This window comes from Cutibacterium porci (assembly GCF_009696315.1).
GTDB classification, from domain to species: domain Bacteria; phylum Actinomycetota; class Actinomycetes; order Propionibacteriales; family Propionibacteriaceae; genus Cutibacterium; species Cutibacterium porci.
Genome location: NZ_VUMG01000004.1, coordinates 125541 through 139785 on the forward strand (window position 1 = coordinate 125541; position 14245 = coordinate 139785).

Here is a 14245-nt window from a genome sequence, read left to right on the forward strand (position 1 = left end):
TCTCCCTGTGGATAACACAACTCATGAGGTGTTCTTCCCTGTGGACAACTATCCAACCTTCACCATTCCGCGTTGTGGACCACCGATCCTGGCTAGGCTTCTGGCCATGGCCATCACCCCAGTTCTCGCGTGTCACCGCACCACCGACACCGCAACCGGCGGCATTACAGCGTGGCAACTGACGACAGACCCCGATGGGACTCGTACCGACGTCATAGGCAGTTCCTCCTTGGGTGATGCGTCCTGGGTCACGCCGCTGCATAACGTCGTCGTTGTGCTGTGCGAGCGCGATGGCACCCTGTACGTAGTCCACCCAGCTGGCGGATTCCAGGTCGTCGGAACCGTGCAGCTCAAGGGTGAATGGCCTTGCCACAGCGCCGTCGACCCCACTGGGCATCTCATGGCCGTCGCCGATTACGCCTCAGGCCAAGTGGAATTCGTGGATCTAGCCGACCCCACCCAACCGATAGTCCGAAACATCCTCGACCTTGGCCAGGGCTGCGTATTTCCCGGACCAGTGGCAGACCGCCAAGAAGGCCCCCATGCCCACCAGGTGACGTGGCTGGATCGCGCCCATCTTGCCGTCACAGATCTAGGATCCGACCGCATCTACTTCTTACGCTGGAGCGAAGCCGGCCCCGAGATCATTGGCTCTCTCGAAACTCCTGCAGGGTGTGGCCCACGCCATCTCACCCTCACTGAAGACGGTCACAAGCAGATCTTGACGGTCAGCGGAGAGTTGTCAGGCACTGTGAGTACCTGGTCACGTCCGACTGGCCACGACATGTGGGCTCGCGAGTGGCGTTTCGTTCAGGAGACGGCATCATCGCGCTGGTCACGTACCGACACGCCTCACTCAACTCAAGCACCAAATGCGCCGTCAGCAATCGTCACGACTCCGAGTGGTCGCCATTTCGTCGCCAATAGGTTTGTCGGCAGTATTGGGGTATTAGAAGGACGATTTGGACGCCTCAATCTGGTGGACGAATTCGACACCACCGGAGCGAATCCGCGCGATATCACCGTCACCACTCAAAACGGCACGCGAGTGTGGGTAGCGCTACCCGAGGAAGGCCACATCGCCGTTCATGTACGCGACGAGGACACCGGCGACTGGCAGGTAGAGACAACCATCGATCAGCCCGGCGTCATGCGCGTCATCGTCGGCCCGACAATCGGATGATCCCAACTCGTCGGCCGTGCGTGACACAATCAGCTACAGATAGATTACCGACCCCAGGAGATCAGCCATGCGCAAGCACACCCCCAATGACAACCCCCGCTGGGAGGATCTGTTCACAGGTGGGGCTCTGCGTCGGGTGACTCGTTGGGGCGAACCCATCCTCCACGCCCAGACCCGTCCTGTCACAGATTTTGACGACGACCTGACTATCCTCATCCGTGACATGTTTGCGACGATGGACGCCGCCGATGGTGTCGGCCTAGCCGCCACCCAGGTCGGAGTCGACCTGTCTTTATTTGTCTACGTGTGCCCTGACGCCGACAACGTCGTCCACCACGGCGCCTTCTGCAATCCGGTGGTCACCCTGCCTCAGGGGCGAGACCGTCACTTAGAGGCAGCCGACGAGGGCTGTTTGTCCTGGCCAGGCGGATTCCAGTCCCTAGCTCGCCCGGATCTGGCTACATGTACCGGCCAGGATCCTTGGGGCGAGGACATCACCGTCACCGGGACCGGGTTTTTCGCCCGTTGCTTGCAACACGAGACCGACCACTGCAATGGCGTTGTCTTCGGCGACCGTCTATCTAAGCGCGGCCGTCGCAAGCTCGACGAACAGCACGACGCTGTGGCTCACTTGTACCCCGATGATTGGCCCCTCACTCCGAAAGGCTGATCCGCCTCCCGTAACTCATAGCAGGCGACCGCAGCCGCCGCCGCAACGTTGAGCGAGTCGACGCCGCCGGCCATCGGGATGCGAACTACGACGTCTGCCTGGCTGATCCAGTGGGCCGATAGACCTGTCCCCTCAGTACCCATGAGTAAGGCGACCTTCCGAGGGTTGTGCCTCAGGTCGGCAGCGAACTCGTCGAGGCTGACTGAATCGTCGCTCAATGCCATCGCCGCCACCGTGAAGCCGTAGTCGCGCAGTTCATGAAGGCCCCCTGCCCAATCGTCAAGACGAGCCCAGGGCAGCTGAAAAACGGTCCCCATAGAGGTCTTGATGGCGCGACGATAAAGCGGATCAGCCGCGCGTGGAGCCAACAAGACACCGTCCCATCCGATTCCGGCCGCGCAACGAATGATGGCCCCCACGTTGGTGTGATCGACGATGTCTTCACAGACCACCAGGCGCCGAGCCTCCATGAGATCAGCGGCGCTCCACCGAATCTGGCGGCACATTGAGGCCAACGCACCACGGTGAACATGAAAGCCGGTCACCTGCTCGGCGAGAGCCTCGGAGACGACAAAGACCTCGACGTCAAGGCCGTCAAACAGATCCCGCAAACCGTCGATCCAACGAGGAGCCAAGAGGAAAGAACGGGGCGGGTAGCCCGCCTCGCACGCACGCCGAATAACCTTTGCACCTTCCGCGATGAACAATCCATGCTCAGCCTCCAGAGATTTGCGCAGGTTGACGTCGCGCAGACTCACGTAGTCGGCCAGCCGTGGATCAGCTGGATCGCCGATATCGATGAACGTTGCCACCCTTCCAACCTACCGGTGGCTATCGTGGACAGATGAGCTCAGCCAAGCCACACCGCAAGCTACCTATCGACGGGTTCGTTATCGCCATCGTTGTGACGGCGGTGATCGGATCGGTTCTGCCTGCTAGTGGTCCGGCAATCCCCGTTGTCACGCATGGTGTAACCGTCCTCATCTTCATCCTTTTCTTCCTATACGGCGTCCGGCTGGAGCCTCGTGAAACCCTCGACGGACTCAAGAACTGGAAATTGCAAGGTGCGATTCTGGCATCCACTTTCGTCGTTTTCCCACTCATCGGATTGGCGATGCGCGGCCTCGTTCCGTGGGCAATACCCAGCACTCTGTACGTCGGCATGTTGTGGATTTGTCTGGTGCCATCCACGGTGCAGTCGTCAATTAATTTCACCTCGATCGCCCACGGCAACGTCGCTGGAGCCATCGTCGCAGCTACCACATCAAATCTCTTAGGGACGTTCCTCACGCCGCTCTTGGCCCTCTTCTTGATGTCGACGAGCGGCGGGCTCAAGATTCAACCATCGAGCTTTCTCGACGTCATTATCCAGTTGCTGTTGCCCTTCGTACTCGGCCAGCTGTCACGACGCTGGACGGCCGACTTCGTACACAAGCATCACAAGCAGCTGAAGTACGTCGACCAAGGATCGATCATTCTCGTCGTCTATTCGGCATTCTCAGAAGGTATGCATGAGCATATGTGGTCCCTCGTGTCACCGTCCTCGATGGCCGTCCTGACCCTCATATGCCTGGCACTATTGTTCTTCATGCTATGGCTGACGTGGGCAGGGGCCGGGTGGCTCAGTTTTGGCCGTGACGACCGCATCGCCATCCAGTTTTGCGGCACCAAAAAATCATTGGCAACCGGTCTACCGATGGCGACCGTTCTCTTTGCTGGCCAACCAGTCGGGCTCATCGTGCTACCCCTCATGATTTTCCATCTGGCCCAGCTCATCGCCTGCGGGGTGTTGGCAGGACGCTATGCCCGCCAGTGGGAAGCCATGCCATGACGCCACCATGTCGGCGTTGAGATGATGCTCAACGCCACGAGCCACGATGCAGTCTCGGCAACGCAACCAAGCATCACCTGCTGTGAAAGCACGAAAATCCCGTTCTCACAGATACGATACGCCACAGCCGAGTGGGCAGATCATCTCCCGATAGTCAAGGGCCGAGACCATCACGGTCCCGGCCCCGATTACTTCACTGACCTTGTGAAGGCCACTGCTGTCCAAAGTGCTGACCGGCGATGGGTTGATCAGCCTGACCGTCAGGTGCTGTCAGTTGCCCCTGATCAGCAGCGATCGACTCGGGCTGATCCTCAATCTGGGCACGCGCGGCAGGTTGAGCGCCAGGGACCTCGTCGCGCTCCTTATGGTGCTTGCCGGACAATCCGGGATTCTCCAACTTGGCGGCCTCTTGGATTGCCTGCTGGACGGTCGCCTCAGAGGCCTCTTTCTCCTGCACCTTCTGAGCCTCGATCTCGGCAAAAACATCAACCTTTTCGGGTGCGACAAACTGCGACGGATCAGCTGCCGCAAAACCGCCATTACTCGGCTCAGGCTCGCCCTTACCCGTCAGGGAACCAAGACCTTTCAGAGCATCGTTCAGCTCAGACGGCACCACCCACACCTTGTTAGAGTCGCCACGGGCGAGGGTAGGCAGCATCTGCATGTACTGGTAAGCCAGCAGGCCCTGATCAGGCTGACCAGCATGAATAGCATTGAACACCGTCGTAATGGCCTGAGCCTCGCCCTCTGCACGCAGCATCTGAGCCTGACGATCAGCTTGGGCACGCAGCACCGCGGCCTCACGGTCACCTTGGGCACGCAGAATCGCCGACTCACGATCGCCACCAGCCGACAGAATCTGGGACTGACGCTGACCTTCCGCCAACAAGATCGCGGCCCGCTTGTCGCGCTCTGCCCGTGCCCCCTTTTCCATCGCATCACGAATGGTAGGCGGAGGCTCAATGGCCCGCAGCTCGACGCGATTGACCTTGATACCCCACTTGCCGGTTGCCTCATCGAGGACTGATCGAAGCTTCTGGTTAATCTCCTCACGGCTGGTCAGAGCCGCCTCCATATCCATTCCACCGATGATGTTTCGCAAAGTCGTCATCGTCAGCTGCTCGATGGCAGTCTTGTAGGATTGCGCCTCATAGGCGGCACGTTCCGGATCAACGATCTGAAAGTAAATCACCGAGTCGATGTTGACCATGAGGTTGTCCTCGGTGATAACCCCTTGCGGCGGGAACGGAACAACCTGCTCACGCATGTCGAGGTTATACTGCACCCGATCAATGATCGGAATAAGCAAATGTGGACCAGGGTTGAGACGCCGGTTGAACTTTCCGAGTCGTTCAACGAGACCAATCTTCTGCTGATGAATGATCTTGATGCTCGACGTCAACACGACGACAACCACAGCGATAATCACCAGGCTGACAATTAACTGGGACATGACTACTCCTGCGGTATTCGAGGTGCCGGTCAGGCTCCGGCACGTCCCTATCATCCCAGATCAGGGACACATGTCTATGTCAGGGACCAAGACTTCTAAAAACTGGGTAGACCACGAGGGTTGCACCGTCAACCTCGTAAACCTCTATTTTCTCCCCGGTGGCGATTGTTAATCCTGGTTCCAGCGTGCGCGCCGACCACTCCTCACCGTCGATCTTGACTTGGCCATGACCGTCGGTGATTTCACTGGTGGCAACGCCGTCAGAACCAACGAGCTTGTCAAAGGACGACCGGTATCCCGGAGCATCACGGACCCGGCGCAGCAACGTCGGGCGCAGCACTGCAAGCAATATCGCTGCCACGGCAACAGCGACGAGGACCTGCACCAACCACATACCGGGAACGATCGCCGCTGTAATCGCTCCCGCCCCTGCACCGGCAGCGAGCATAAGCAGGGTGAAATCTCCACTGAGCATCTCCGTGCACGCCATGACGGCTGACACGACGGCCCACAACAACCAGCGATGTTCTTGGAAGGGTTCCATCTTGGTGCTCTCCGTCGTCGGTAAGGTGTCAATGAGCAGCGCGAGCGTTCCAACGCCCGTCAGCGTGGTTAACCGTCAGGGGCATATCGAAGGCACCAGAAAGGACCTCCGACGTCAGCGTCGTCTCCACTGGGCCAGCAGCCACAATGCGACCGCCCTTCATGACAAGGGCATGAGTAACTCCGGCCGGAATCTCCTCGAGGTGGTGGGTGACAAGGACCGAGGCTGGAGCGTCGGGATCGGAAAAAATAGCCGACAGCACCTCGACCAATTGCTCACGGCCAGCTAAGTCGAGACCAGCGGCGGGCTCATCCAGCAGCAACAATTCCGGATCAGTCATGAGAGCGCGGGCAATTTCGACCCGTTTACGTTCCCCTTCGCTCAGGGTTCCCCAGGTGCGATCGACCATCCCGACGAGTCCCATCTGCTCTAATAAGACGCCGGCACGGGCGAGGTCTTGATCGTCGTAAGCCTCACGCCAACGGCCCACGACGGCCCATGCTGCCGACACCACGATATTGCCGATGTGTTCCGATTCCGGAATGCGATGGGCGAGCGCAGAGGAGGCCATTCCGATCCTCGGGCGCAATTCGAACACGTCGACCGCACCGAGGATCTCGTCAAGGATCTCCACTAACCCTACAGTGGGATGAAGCTGGGCCCCCAGGACCTGCAAAAGGGTCGTCTTACCCGCCCCATTAGGCCCAACCAGCACCCAACGCTGACCGTCCACGACGTCGAGATCGACATTGTCGAGGATCCAACGATTCCCGCGACGAACTCCTACGCCTGCCAACTGCGCCACTGCACTCATGGGTAAAAATTTACCGTGTATCAACGACATCTATCAGCGGTCACGCAGAGGACGACTCGGCAACTTAGGGATCACCAACGAGTAGACGTCTAACCTTGGGCAAGTGCTCGAGATTTGCTGCCGTCTCACCTGCCTCCTAAACGACCTGTGTGCCAGTCGCACCACTGCTCCCCATGCCGAGGCGGAGTTACTCACGATGGCAGCGGCTCACCACGTCCGTGACCCCGACGAGGTACTCGGTCTATCTGAGCATGATCCTTTGTCGTCTGTCCCGATCCGGATGGCGCTAGCCCGAATCTCCCACAACCCGCATGAGGCGCCCGTACTGTGGGGCCTATTGCTGCCTGTCCCTGGACACCTTGCCGGTCTGCGCGGTCCAGCCCAGGTTAACCGTGCTGCTCTCGACGCCGGTGCCGTCATCGTCTGTCATCAAGGCTCTGCCGCCATACCTGCCGGCACCGCGTGGATTCCCCATCCAGTGGGATCAGCGATGCAGTGGACCGTCGTTCGTGGAGCTGCCCCGTTACCGCCTCCGACGCCTGCCGACGTTACTCCGCTCCTGAGGTCAGCTATCTCCACAACGGCTGCCCAGCTCGCTGACCCGGGTATGGTCTCCGGGGATCGTCCTGACATCGTGGTGCCGCACCTCACCGGTCACCGTCCAGCCGATCAGCGTCTCCTCGACTCGGCATGGACTGTCATGGTGGCCTGCGATACCGGGCGACAGCCAACCATGATTACCGCTCACGGGGCACAGAAAAGGGAAACGGCGTTACGCACATTGCGCAACGCCGCGTCCCACGCCATTACCGCAGCGACCTCATGGCCGCTTGTCTCATAACCCGGGTGGTCAGGCCCCCGTCGAGCCCATGCCGCCGTCAACGTGGATCATTTCACCGGTGGTGGCAGGGAACCAGTCAGACAAGAGAGCGACGATTCCCTTCGCCGCTGGTGTGGTGTCCTTGGTATCCCAGCCAAGCGGAGCACGCTCGCCCCACAAATCGTTAAAAGCATCAGCACCGGGAATGGCCGTCTTTGCCATAGTGTCCAGCGGTCCAGCAGCCACGAGGTTACAGCGCACGCCCTTGGGCCCCAAGTAGCGAGCCAGATAACGGTTGGCTGATTCTAATCCCGCCTTGGCCACTCCCATCCAGTCGTAGAACGGCCACGAGACAGTCGCGTCAAAGGTCAAACCGACAACCGCAGCACGCTCGGCAAGCAAGCCGTCTAAGGCAGTAATCAACGACACATAGGAGTACGTGGAGGTATGGACAGCGACCGAGACATCGTCCCATTGTGTCTCAAGGAACTTGCCGCCCAAGGCCGTCTTGGGGTTAGCAAACGCGATGGCATGGACGACTCCGTCAAGCTTTTCGACACCGAGGTCGCGCAACTGCTGAGGCAATGCGGCGAGTTGGTCAGCGTCAGTGACATCGAGTTCGAGCACTTCTGGCACAGGATCGAGCTTACGAACAGCTCGACGGGTGACGCCGACTGCGCGCGGCAGGTTCGAAACAATGACGCGGGCGCCCTCATCCTGAGCGATCTGGGCCGTCTTAAAAGCGATTGAGGTATGCATCGTCACACCTGTGACGAGGACTGTACGTCCTTCAAGAAGTCCCACGGTGATGTCCTTCCGGTCGATGTGGGTGGGTGTAAGAGAATGGGTGTAAGAGGGGTCAGTGACCCATTCCGAGTCCGCCGTCGACGGGGATCACAGCCCCAGAGACGTAACCAGCGGAGTCAGAAACGAGGAAGCGGACGGTCGCAACGACGTCGTCGACCGATCCCAACCGCTTGGCAGGAATGCGCTCAAGATAACCCTCGACAACTTTCTGCGGCAATGCGTCGGTCATATCTGTAGATATGAAACCGGGAGCGACAAGGTTGCACGTAATGCCACGGGACCCTAGTTCGCGCGTGATAGAGCGAGCCATGCCAAGCATCCCTGCCTTCGACGCTGCATAGTTGACCTGCCCAGGAGAACCCAGCAGACCGACGACCGACGAGGTTAAGACGATGCGACCAAAACGAGCCCGCGTCATTGCCCTGGCAGCTCGACGAATGACGCGGTAAGCGCCGGTGAGATTCGTGTCGAGGACCTCAGTAAAATCCTCTTCCTTCATACGGGCTAGAAGCCCGTCCCGAGTAATACCAGCATTAGCAACCAGCACCTCGACCGGGCCAAGCTCCTGCTCAACCTGGCAGAACGCGGCATCAACGGAGTCGGCATCGGTGACGTCGCAGGACACCGGCAGCACCCCATCGGGTGCGGTGCCCGAGCGACTCGTTGCAGCCACACGGTATCCATGTGCGTGCAGATCTGCGGCGATCGCGGCACCGATACCGCGCGATCCGCCGGTGACGAGGGCGACGCGCCCTGGGGTGTCTGGACTCATATAATGAACCTATCGCACATCACCACCAGGAATCGGGGAAGGTTAGGCCTCATTGACGCGACGGACCTAGGCTAGTCCGGTGAGCGACGCAGCACGGGTTCGGCAGAGTCGGAGGCATCATGACGCCCGGCATTCGATCACGTCTGCCAAGAGATCAGCAAGCGAAGATTTGGAGATGCGCCAACGGCGCTACCTTTGGTCGATGCTCGTGCGGACGGTGTGCTTCATCGGGCTCGTCATCACCCCAAGCCCGTGGCGGTGGAGTTTTCTAGTGGGTGCCGCCGTCATTCCCGCCATCGCCGTCGTGCTCGGCAATGCCGCCGACCGTCGCACTACTGACACCCTGCCGTCCCGTGATGAGTCCCACAGCGCAATAGGCCCCGCTATGACGATTCATGGTGACGTCGACGAAGACTGATCCCGCACAGGACAACTGCTAGGCCGAGAATGGGGCACCACCGTGAGCCGACCAACTAGGCTCGGCAGGGTGAAGAAGCTGTGGGTGAGATGGGTGACGATGACCCTCCTCGTCATCGTGCTAGGTCTGGTCATGATCCGGCTTGGCCAGTGGCAGCTGCACCGGTTATCAGGTCGTCGCGAAGCCAACGACATCATCCGCACTAACCACGCCAAACCGCCGGTCGAGTGGTCGACTCTCATGGGCGACCGTCACGCGACCGCGACATACCAGTGGCGACCGGTCACCATTACGGGCACGTTTGATACCGCCCACGAACTCCAAGTGCGTTACCGCAGCAATGGCGACGACGACGGGTCGGAAGTCGTCACCCCTATCGTCACGAAGGACGGCCACCACGTCCTCGTTGACCGTGGTTTCCTCAAACGCTCCTCACAGCAGGGCGACATGCAAGCCTTGCCTCCTGCCCCCGCTGGAACCGTGACGGTGACTGGCTTTGTCAGAGGCAACGAGAATGGAAAACCTACCGCTACCGATCCCGTCGCGGGAAAGGTCCGCCTTATTAACTCTGACGCTATTGGTAGGGCACACAAGATTGACTACGCCAGCGGATATATCTCAGCAACGTCGATGACACCAGCGCAACATGGCTTGGTCCCCAAAGACCTTCCGCACCTCGATGATGGCCCCCACCTGTCCTACGCCATCCAATGGTTTTGTTTCACCGCCATCGCGGTCGTTGGGTTATTCGTCCTCATTCGTGGAGATGTTAAAGATCGACGCAAACGCCGAGCCAAGCGCGGTATTGCACAGCAGTCTGCCTCAAATCATGCGGCCAGACCCGACGTGCCATCTGGCGATGGCCCTAAGACACCAGAGGATCATGCATGACATCGGCGCTATCCATGGTGCTGCCGTGGCTCATCTGCCCCACCTGCCAGCGGCGCGACCGCGAAAGCCCTCTCACCCTTGACGGCAGGTCCCTTCAGTGCCCGGAACACCACTGTCTTGACATCGCGAAGCAGGGCTACGTCACCATGACTAGTGCCGCGCCTGGGGCCAACGCTGATACCGCTGAGATGCTCACCGCCCGCCAGAATGTGTTAGACGCCGGGCTATTTTGTGACCTCGACGCCCTCTTAGCTGAGATTTTCACTAACCGTCACCGCATCGTGGAAGTCGGTGCCGGGACAGGTCACCACCTAGCCAAGGTTCTCTACGCTCATCGTGGATCACAGGGTCTGGCATCTGACGTTTCGAAGGCGGCAATCCGGCGAGCAGCACGAGCTCATCCTCGGATGGCCGCCGTGGTTGCCGATACCTGGGCTGGGCTGCCTATCCGCACCAGTTATGTGGATGCAGTGTTGTGTGTCTTTGCACCTCGCAACCGCGACGAATTCGCGCGCATCATAAGACCCGACGGGATCCTTGTCGTCGTCACCCCACTACCTGATCATTTACATCAGCTACGTGAGCGCACCGGAATGATCGGCATTCAGCCCCATAAGCACGATGAGCTTGTCGCTTCATTGACGTCACGGTTCAGTGTTGTCAGCCACGAGGAAGTGCGAGCCACTATTTCTCTCGGTGCAGCGACGGCTTCTGACGCCGTGGCAATGGGACCAAGCGCCCATCACGTCAGCTCGACCCGCGTCGAGGCTATGCCTGTCACATCAGCAGTCGAGGTGACGGTTCTTTCACCCCGCTGAGCAGGTCCTACCTCGGACAACCAGCCCTTAGAATTGAGGGTTATCTGCGCCGTGCTCGGCTTTATCAAGCTGACGGCGTGCTTTACGCACTTTGCGCTCAGCCTTTTCAGCCTTCGCGCGACGTTTGTTGAGCGTCGCCTTGGCTTTCTTGCGACGAGATTTCCCTGCCCCTGTGCGTCTCAGCTTGCGCAATGCCTTCTCCGCCTTGCGTGCCTTACGATCGGCTTTCTCGGCTCGAACAACTGCGGCCTCAACCGCCAATTTCAAGGCATCAACGTCGGAGGGTTCGGGGGATGAGGACGGACCATCACCCTCATCGAGATCAACTGGGTCTTTTTGACGGGCCTCCTGGGATGCAGCAGGCGTCTCAACCATGTCGCGCTCAGCCTTCGTTTCTGGGGACGCCGGGTCAGCACCGCCGCGAGGACGAAACTCGACGCCGACTTCCTGCAGCAGCTTTTGCACCAGGCCGTAAGATCGTCCCGACTCGCGCGCCAGAGACCGGATGGACGCACCATCGTTGTAGCGACTTGCCAATTCCTCGGCCATCGCTCGTCTGGCCTCACCGACCAGTCTGGGCGCGCGCACGACCATCACCCCTCCTCGACGCCGTTCTTCGCGTCCTCATGCTACGGCATGGCGAGGCTCGGTGCGTCGCGTTATCACGCCAAACTAATCAGTTCGGCGTAGTCAGCACTCCACATGTCCTCGGTGCCATCGGGTAGGACGAGCACACGATCGGGGTTCAGAGCGTGTACCGCTCCCTCATCGTGGGTAACGAGGACAATAGCTCCGCCGAAGTTTCCAATCGCGTCGAGGACCTGTGCTCGGCTAGCCGGATCGAGGTTATTCGTTGGCTCGTCAAGGAGCAGAACATTAGCCGAGGAAACGACGAGAGTCGCCAACGCCAGACGGGTTTTTTCGCCACCTGAAAGCACACCGGCAGGTTTATGCACGTCGTCACCGGTAAAAAGGAAAGACCCGAGTATCTTGCGCATCTCGGTCTCGTTAAGGTCAACCGCAGAACTGGCCATATTTTCCAGCACTGTGCGGTCCATGTCGAGCAGATCGTGCTCCTGGGCGAAATATCCAAGCTTGAGGCCATGCCCGGCAATGACCTCTCCGGTGTCGGGGGTTTCCTTGCCTGCCAAAATACGTAGCAGGGTCGTCTTTCCAGCACCGTTAAGTCCCAGGACAACGACCTGGGAGCCACGGTCGATATTGAGGTCAACCCCGGTGAACACTTCCAGTGACCCGTACGTCTTGGTGAGGTTTCGTGCGGTAAGTGGGGTTTTGCCGCACGGGGCCGGATCAGGGAATCGGATGGCGGCTACCTTGTCGACGGCCCTCTCCCCCTCGACTCCTGCAAGAAGTTTCTCGGCACGTCGAGCCATTTGCTGTGCCGCGACGGCCTTGGTCGCCTTCGCATGCAATTTGTCGGCCTGGGCTTGCAGAGCAGCTGCCTTACGCTCAGCGTTAATTCTTTCCTTGTGGCGACGCTTCTCGTCAGCAGCTCGCTGCGTGAGATAAAGCTTCCAACCCATGGAATAGATGTCGAGAGTGGCACGATTAGCGTCAAGGTGAAAAACCTTATTAACGGTGGCCTCGACGAGCTCGGTGTCGTGGGAAATCATGAGGATTCCACCCGAGTAGGACTGTAGGAAGTTGCGTAGCCACACAATGGAGTCTGCATCCAGGTGGTTAGTGGGCTCGTCAAGGAGCAGGGTGTCAGCTCCAGAAAAGAGGATGCGCGCCAGCTCGACGCGACGGCGCTGACCGCCCGAAAGGTTCTTTAAGGGTTGCGAAAGAACGCGATCGTCAAGCCCCAGGTTCGACGCGATGCGGGCTGCCTCGGCAGAGGCGCCATAGCCACCGGCCGCAATGAGGCGGTCCTCAGCCTTCGCGTATTTGTCCATCGCGACAGCGCGGTCTTCCTCAGAACCGTTCGCCATCTGGTCTTCCAATGCGCGCATCCGCTCTAGCATGTGATCTAGGCCGCGCGCTGACAAAACCCGTGCCCTCGCGATCGTCTCCATATCAGGATCGCGAGGATCCTGCGGCAAATAGCCGAGCTCGCCGGTGCGACGCACTGAACCCGCTGCGGGGAGAGCCTCACCAGCCAGAATACGCGTCAGAGTCGTTTTACCGGCACCGTTACGGCCCACCAAACCGATCTTGTCCCCGGTAGCTACCTGAAAACTCACCGGGTTGAGCAGGAGCCGGGCTCCGACTCGCACCTCCACATCCTTGACCTGCAGCACCGGGCCATCTTCCCCCGTTCCGGCCGCCAGGGACAAATAACCACCAGTTTCACGACTCTGAGCGACGCAACATCATCGGGACGTGGTCGATTCCGGCCTCCTCGAAATGCGGGCCGATGACGACAAATCCGAAATCGCGGTACCAGTTCTCTAAATACGACTGGGCGTGCAGAGTAATGTCTCGGCCGTCGGCATGAGCAATCTCAAGGGCGAGGTTCACCATCCGGCGGCCAATGTGTAGACCTCGATAAGCAGTATCGACGGCCACCCGGCCGATGACGATGCTCTCTGCGTTGGAGAGAATGCGGAGAGTGCCGACGCAGCGGCCATCTACTGACGCCCACACCAGAATCGTGGTGGGTTCAAGTTCGCGGCCATCGAGGTCCGGCTCAGTGCACTGCTGCTCCTCATTGAACACGACACTGCGCAACCATAAACACGCGTAGAGCGTGGTCGCGTCCATGTCGATGGTGTGCGCGTAATGAAGGTCAACATCGCCGTGCTGAAGGTCTGCACCACTCGTGTCGCCACCATTTCGCCGCGTCGAAGAAGACATCATGGCCTATATCTTGACAGAATGTCTGACATGAGTACGCCACGGCGAGCAGCACCAGAAGACGACACCGATCTGGCGGATATCACCCGTTCGTGGCGTCGGTACCTTGTCCTTGTCATATGTGGCGTCATCGTCGCAGTCCTCGGGCTAGGCATTTTCGGGTATCTAGCGTGGTGGTCGCTGTGCGATCAAGCTGCCGGAGTCTGCCAGCGTGGTGAACCCGTCATGTACTGGTGTTCGGTGGTCGCCCTGGCCATTCTCGGACTCATCATCGGGGTCTTGGCCCAGATCTGGCTAGAGAAGCGCTGGTGGCACATACTCGCCATCGTCATCCCGGTTGTTTTCATCGCTGCGGGTGTCGTTTTCTGGCTGGCCGTCTAAAAAGAGCCCGGGTGATCTTCCTGACC

At 59.5% G+C, this 14245-nt stretch carries 17 protein-coding genes; 8 read left to right on the forward strand and 9 right to left on the reverse strand.

Annotated elements, in window-relative coordinates; genetic code table 11:
• Nucleotides 1–106: 106 nt before the first annotated feature.
• Together FYJ43_RS10700 and def are read left to right on the forward strand one after the other, a co-directional pair.
• Nucleotides 107–1183 carry a lactonase family protein gene (locus tag FYJ43_RS10700; RefSeq protein WP_154564712.1) on the forward strand — a complete coding sequence of 359 codons (1077 nt, stop codon included), beginning with the start codon at nucleotides 107–109 and terminating at the stop codon, nucleotides 1181–1183.
• A gap of 67 nt (nucleotides 1184–1250) precedes the next feature.
• Nucleotides 1251–1853, forward strand: coding sequence for a peptide deformylase (def, locus tag FYJ43_RS10705; RefSeq protein WP_154564714.1), 603 nt, complete (start codon nucleotides 1251–1253; stop codon nucleotides 1851–1853).
• Here def and FYJ43_RS10710 read toward each other — a convergent pair.
• Nucleotides 1811–2665, reverse strand: a complete 855-nt coding sequence (locus FYJ43_RS10710) for a TrmH family RNA methyltransferase (RefSeq protein WP_326833593.1) — start codon at nucleotides 2663–2665, stop codon at nucleotides 1811–1813. The genes def and FYJ43_RS10710 overlap by 43 nt on opposite strands.
• Nucleotides 2666–2697: 32 nt before the next feature.
• Between FYJ43_RS10710 and FYJ43_RS10715 the strand changes: the two genes are divergently transcribed.
• Nucleotides 2698–3684, forward strand: coding sequence for a bile acid:sodium symporter family protein (locus FYJ43_RS10715; protein ID WP_154564716.1), 987 nt, complete (start codon nucleotides 2698–2700; stop codon nucleotides 3682–3684).
• Between the two features lie 193 nt (nucleotides 3685–3877).
• Here the strand turns inward: FYJ43_RS10715 and FYJ43_RS10720 are convergent, their stop codons facing one another.
• From FYJ43_RS10720 to FYJ43_RS10730, 3 genes are all read right to left on the reverse strand, one after another.
• The gene (locus tag FYJ43_RS10720; protein ID WP_229771739.1) at nucleotides 3878–5137 is read right to left on the reverse strand and encodes an SPFH domain-containing protein; all 1260 of its coding nucleotides are present in this window, start codon (nucleotides 5135–5137) and stop codon (nucleotides 3878–3880) included.
• A gap of 79 nt (nucleotides 5138–5216) precedes the next feature.
• On the reverse strand, nucleotides 5217–5681 hold the full coding sequence (locus FYJ43_RS10725; protein WP_154564718.1) for an NfeD family protein: 465 nt from the start codon (nucleotides 5679–5681) through the stop codon (nucleotides 5217–5219).
• 28 nt (nucleotides 5682–5709) lie between these two features.
• Nucleotides 5710–6495, reverse strand: a complete 786-nt coding sequence (locus tag FYJ43_RS10730; protein ID WP_195839979.1) for an ABC transporter ATP-binding protein — start codon at nucleotides 6493–6495, stop codon at nucleotides 5710–5712.
• A 103-nt stretch (nucleotides 6496–6598) separates the two neighbouring features.
• On the opposite strand from FYJ43_RS10730, the gene FYJ43_RS10735 reads away from it, so the two are divergent.
• Nucleotides 6599–7336 (forward strand): hypothetical protein, encoded by a 738-nt coding sequence (locus FYJ43_RS10735; protein ID WP_326833594.1) that lies wholly within the window; start codon nucleotides 6599–6601, stop codon nucleotides 7334–7336.
• Nucleotides 7337–7345: 9 nt separating this feature from the next.
• On the opposite strand, the gene fabI is transcribed toward FYJ43_RS10735, so the two are convergent.
• Both fabI and fabG read right to left on the reverse strand, forming a co-directional pair.
• On the reverse strand, nucleotides 7346–8119 hold the full coding sequence (gene fabI, locus FYJ43_RS10740) for an enoyl-ACP reductase FabI (RefSeq protein ID WP_326833595.1): 774 nt from the start codon (nucleotides 8117–8119) through the stop codon (nucleotides 7346–7348).
• Nucleotides 8120–8174: 55 nt separating this feature from the next.
• Nucleotides 8175–8894 (reverse strand): 3-oxoacyl-ACP reductase FabG, encoded by a 720-nt coding sequence (fabG, locus tag FYJ43_RS10745; protein ID WP_154564722.1) that lies wholly within the window; start codon nucleotides 8892–8894, stop codon nucleotides 8175–8177.
• 136 nt (nucleotides 8895–9030) lie between these two features.
• On the opposite strand from fabG, the gene FYJ43_RS10750 reads away from it, so the two are divergent.
• From FYJ43_RS10750 to FYJ43_RS10760, 3 genes are all read left to right on the forward strand, one after another.
• Nucleotides 9031–9312 carry a DUF3099 domain-containing protein gene (locus tag FYJ43_RS10750; RefSeq protein WP_326833611.1) on the forward strand — a complete coding sequence of 94 codons (282 nt, stop codon included), beginning with the start codon at nucleotides 9031–9033 and terminating at the stop codon, nucleotides 9310–9312.
• Between the two features lie 69 nt (nucleotides 9313–9381).
• Complete coding sequence (locus FYJ43_RS10755; RefSeq protein ID WP_326833596.1) at nucleotides 9382–10203, forward strand: SURF1 family cytochrome oxidase biogenesis protein; 822 nt, start codon at nucleotides 9382–9384, stop codon at nucleotides 10201–10203.
• Nucleotides 10200–11021, forward strand: coding sequence for a putative RNA methyltransferase (locus FYJ43_RS10760; protein WP_326833597.1), 822 nt, complete (start codon nucleotides 10200–10202; stop codon nucleotides 11019–11021). Before FYJ43_RS10755 ends, FYJ43_RS10760 begins: the two co-directional genes overlap by 4 nt.
• A 27-nt stretch (nucleotides 11022–11048) precedes the next feature.
• Here FYJ43_RS10760 and FYJ43_RS10765 read toward each other — a convergent pair whose 3' ends face one another.
• The 3 genes from FYJ43_RS10765 to FYJ43_RS10775 form a co-directional block, all read right to left on the reverse strand.
• Entirely contained in the window at nucleotides 11049–11615 is a 567-nt protein-coding gene (locus FYJ43_RS10765) for a helix-turn-helix domain-containing protein (protein ID WP_154564724.1), read from the reverse strand.
• 68 nt (nucleotides 11616–11683) lie between these two features.
• Nucleotides 11684–13282: an ABC-F family ATP-binding cassette domain-containing protein gene (locus FYJ43_RS10770; RefSeq protein WP_326833598.1), complete on the reverse strand. Its 1599-nt coding sequence runs from the start codon at nucleotides 13280–13282 to the stop codon at nucleotides 11684–11686.
• A 49-nt stretch (nucleotides 13283–13331) separates the two neighbouring features.
• Nucleotides 13332–13841, reverse strand: a complete 510-nt coding sequence (locus tag FYJ43_RS10775; RefSeq protein WP_154564728.1) for a GNAT family N-acetyltransferase — start codon at nucleotides 13839–13841, stop codon at nucleotides 13332–13334.
• Between the two features lie 18 nt (nucleotides 13842–13859).
• Here FYJ43_RS10775 and FYJ43_RS10780 point away from each other — a divergent pair, with 18 nt between their 5' ends.
• Entirely contained in the window at nucleotides 13860–14219 is a 360-nt protein-coding gene (locus FYJ43_RS10780; RefSeq protein WP_154564730.1) for a hypothetical protein, read from the forward strand.
• Nucleotides 14220–14245: the final 26 nt, after the last annotated feature.

Coding starts and splice junctions, on each gene's coding strand:
- FYJ43_RS10730 (WP_195839979.1), bottom strand. CDS start 6,495: ATGAGTGCAGTGGCGCAGTTGGCAGGCGTAGGAGTTCGTCGCGGGAAT.
- FYJ43_RS10775 (WP_154564728.1), bottom strand. CDS start 13,841: ATGATGTCTTCTTCGACGCGGCGAAATGGTGGCGACACGAGTGGTGCA.
- FYJ43_RS10715 (WP_154564716.1), top strand. CDS start 2,698: ATGAGCTCAGCCAAGCCACACCGCAAGCTACCTATCGACGGGTTCGTT.
- FYJ43_RS10765 (WP_154564724.1), bottom strand. CDS start 11,615: ATGGTCGTGCGCGCGCCCAGACTGGTCGGTGAGGCCAGACGAGCGATG.
- fabG (WP_154564722.1), bottom strand. CDS start 8,894: ATGAGTCCAGACACCCCAGGGCGCGTCGCCCTCGTCACCGGCGGATCG.
- def (WP_154564714.1), top strand. CDS start 1,251: ATGCGCAAGCACACCCCCAATGACAACCCCCGCTGGGAGGATCTGTTC.
- FYJ43_RS10700 (WP_154564712.1), top strand. CDS start 107: ATGGCCATCACCCCAGTTCTCGCGTGTCACCGCACCACCGACACCGCA.
- FYJ43_RS10760 (WP_326833597.1), top strand. CDS start 10,200: ATGACATCGGCGCTATCCATGGTGCTGCCGTGGCTCATCTGCCCCACC.
- FYJ43_RS10720 (WP_229771739.1), bottom strand. CDS start 5,137: ATGTCCCAGTTAATTGTCAGCCTGGTGATTATCGCTGTGGTTGTCGTC.
- FYJ43_RS10780 (WP_154564730.1), top strand. CDS start 13,860: ATGTCTGACATGAGTACGCCACGGCGAGCAGCACCAGAAGACGACACC.
- FYJ43_RS10725 (WP_154564718.1), bottom strand. CDS start 5,681: ATGGAACCCTTCCAAGAACATCGCTGGTTGTTGTGGGCCGTCGTGTCA.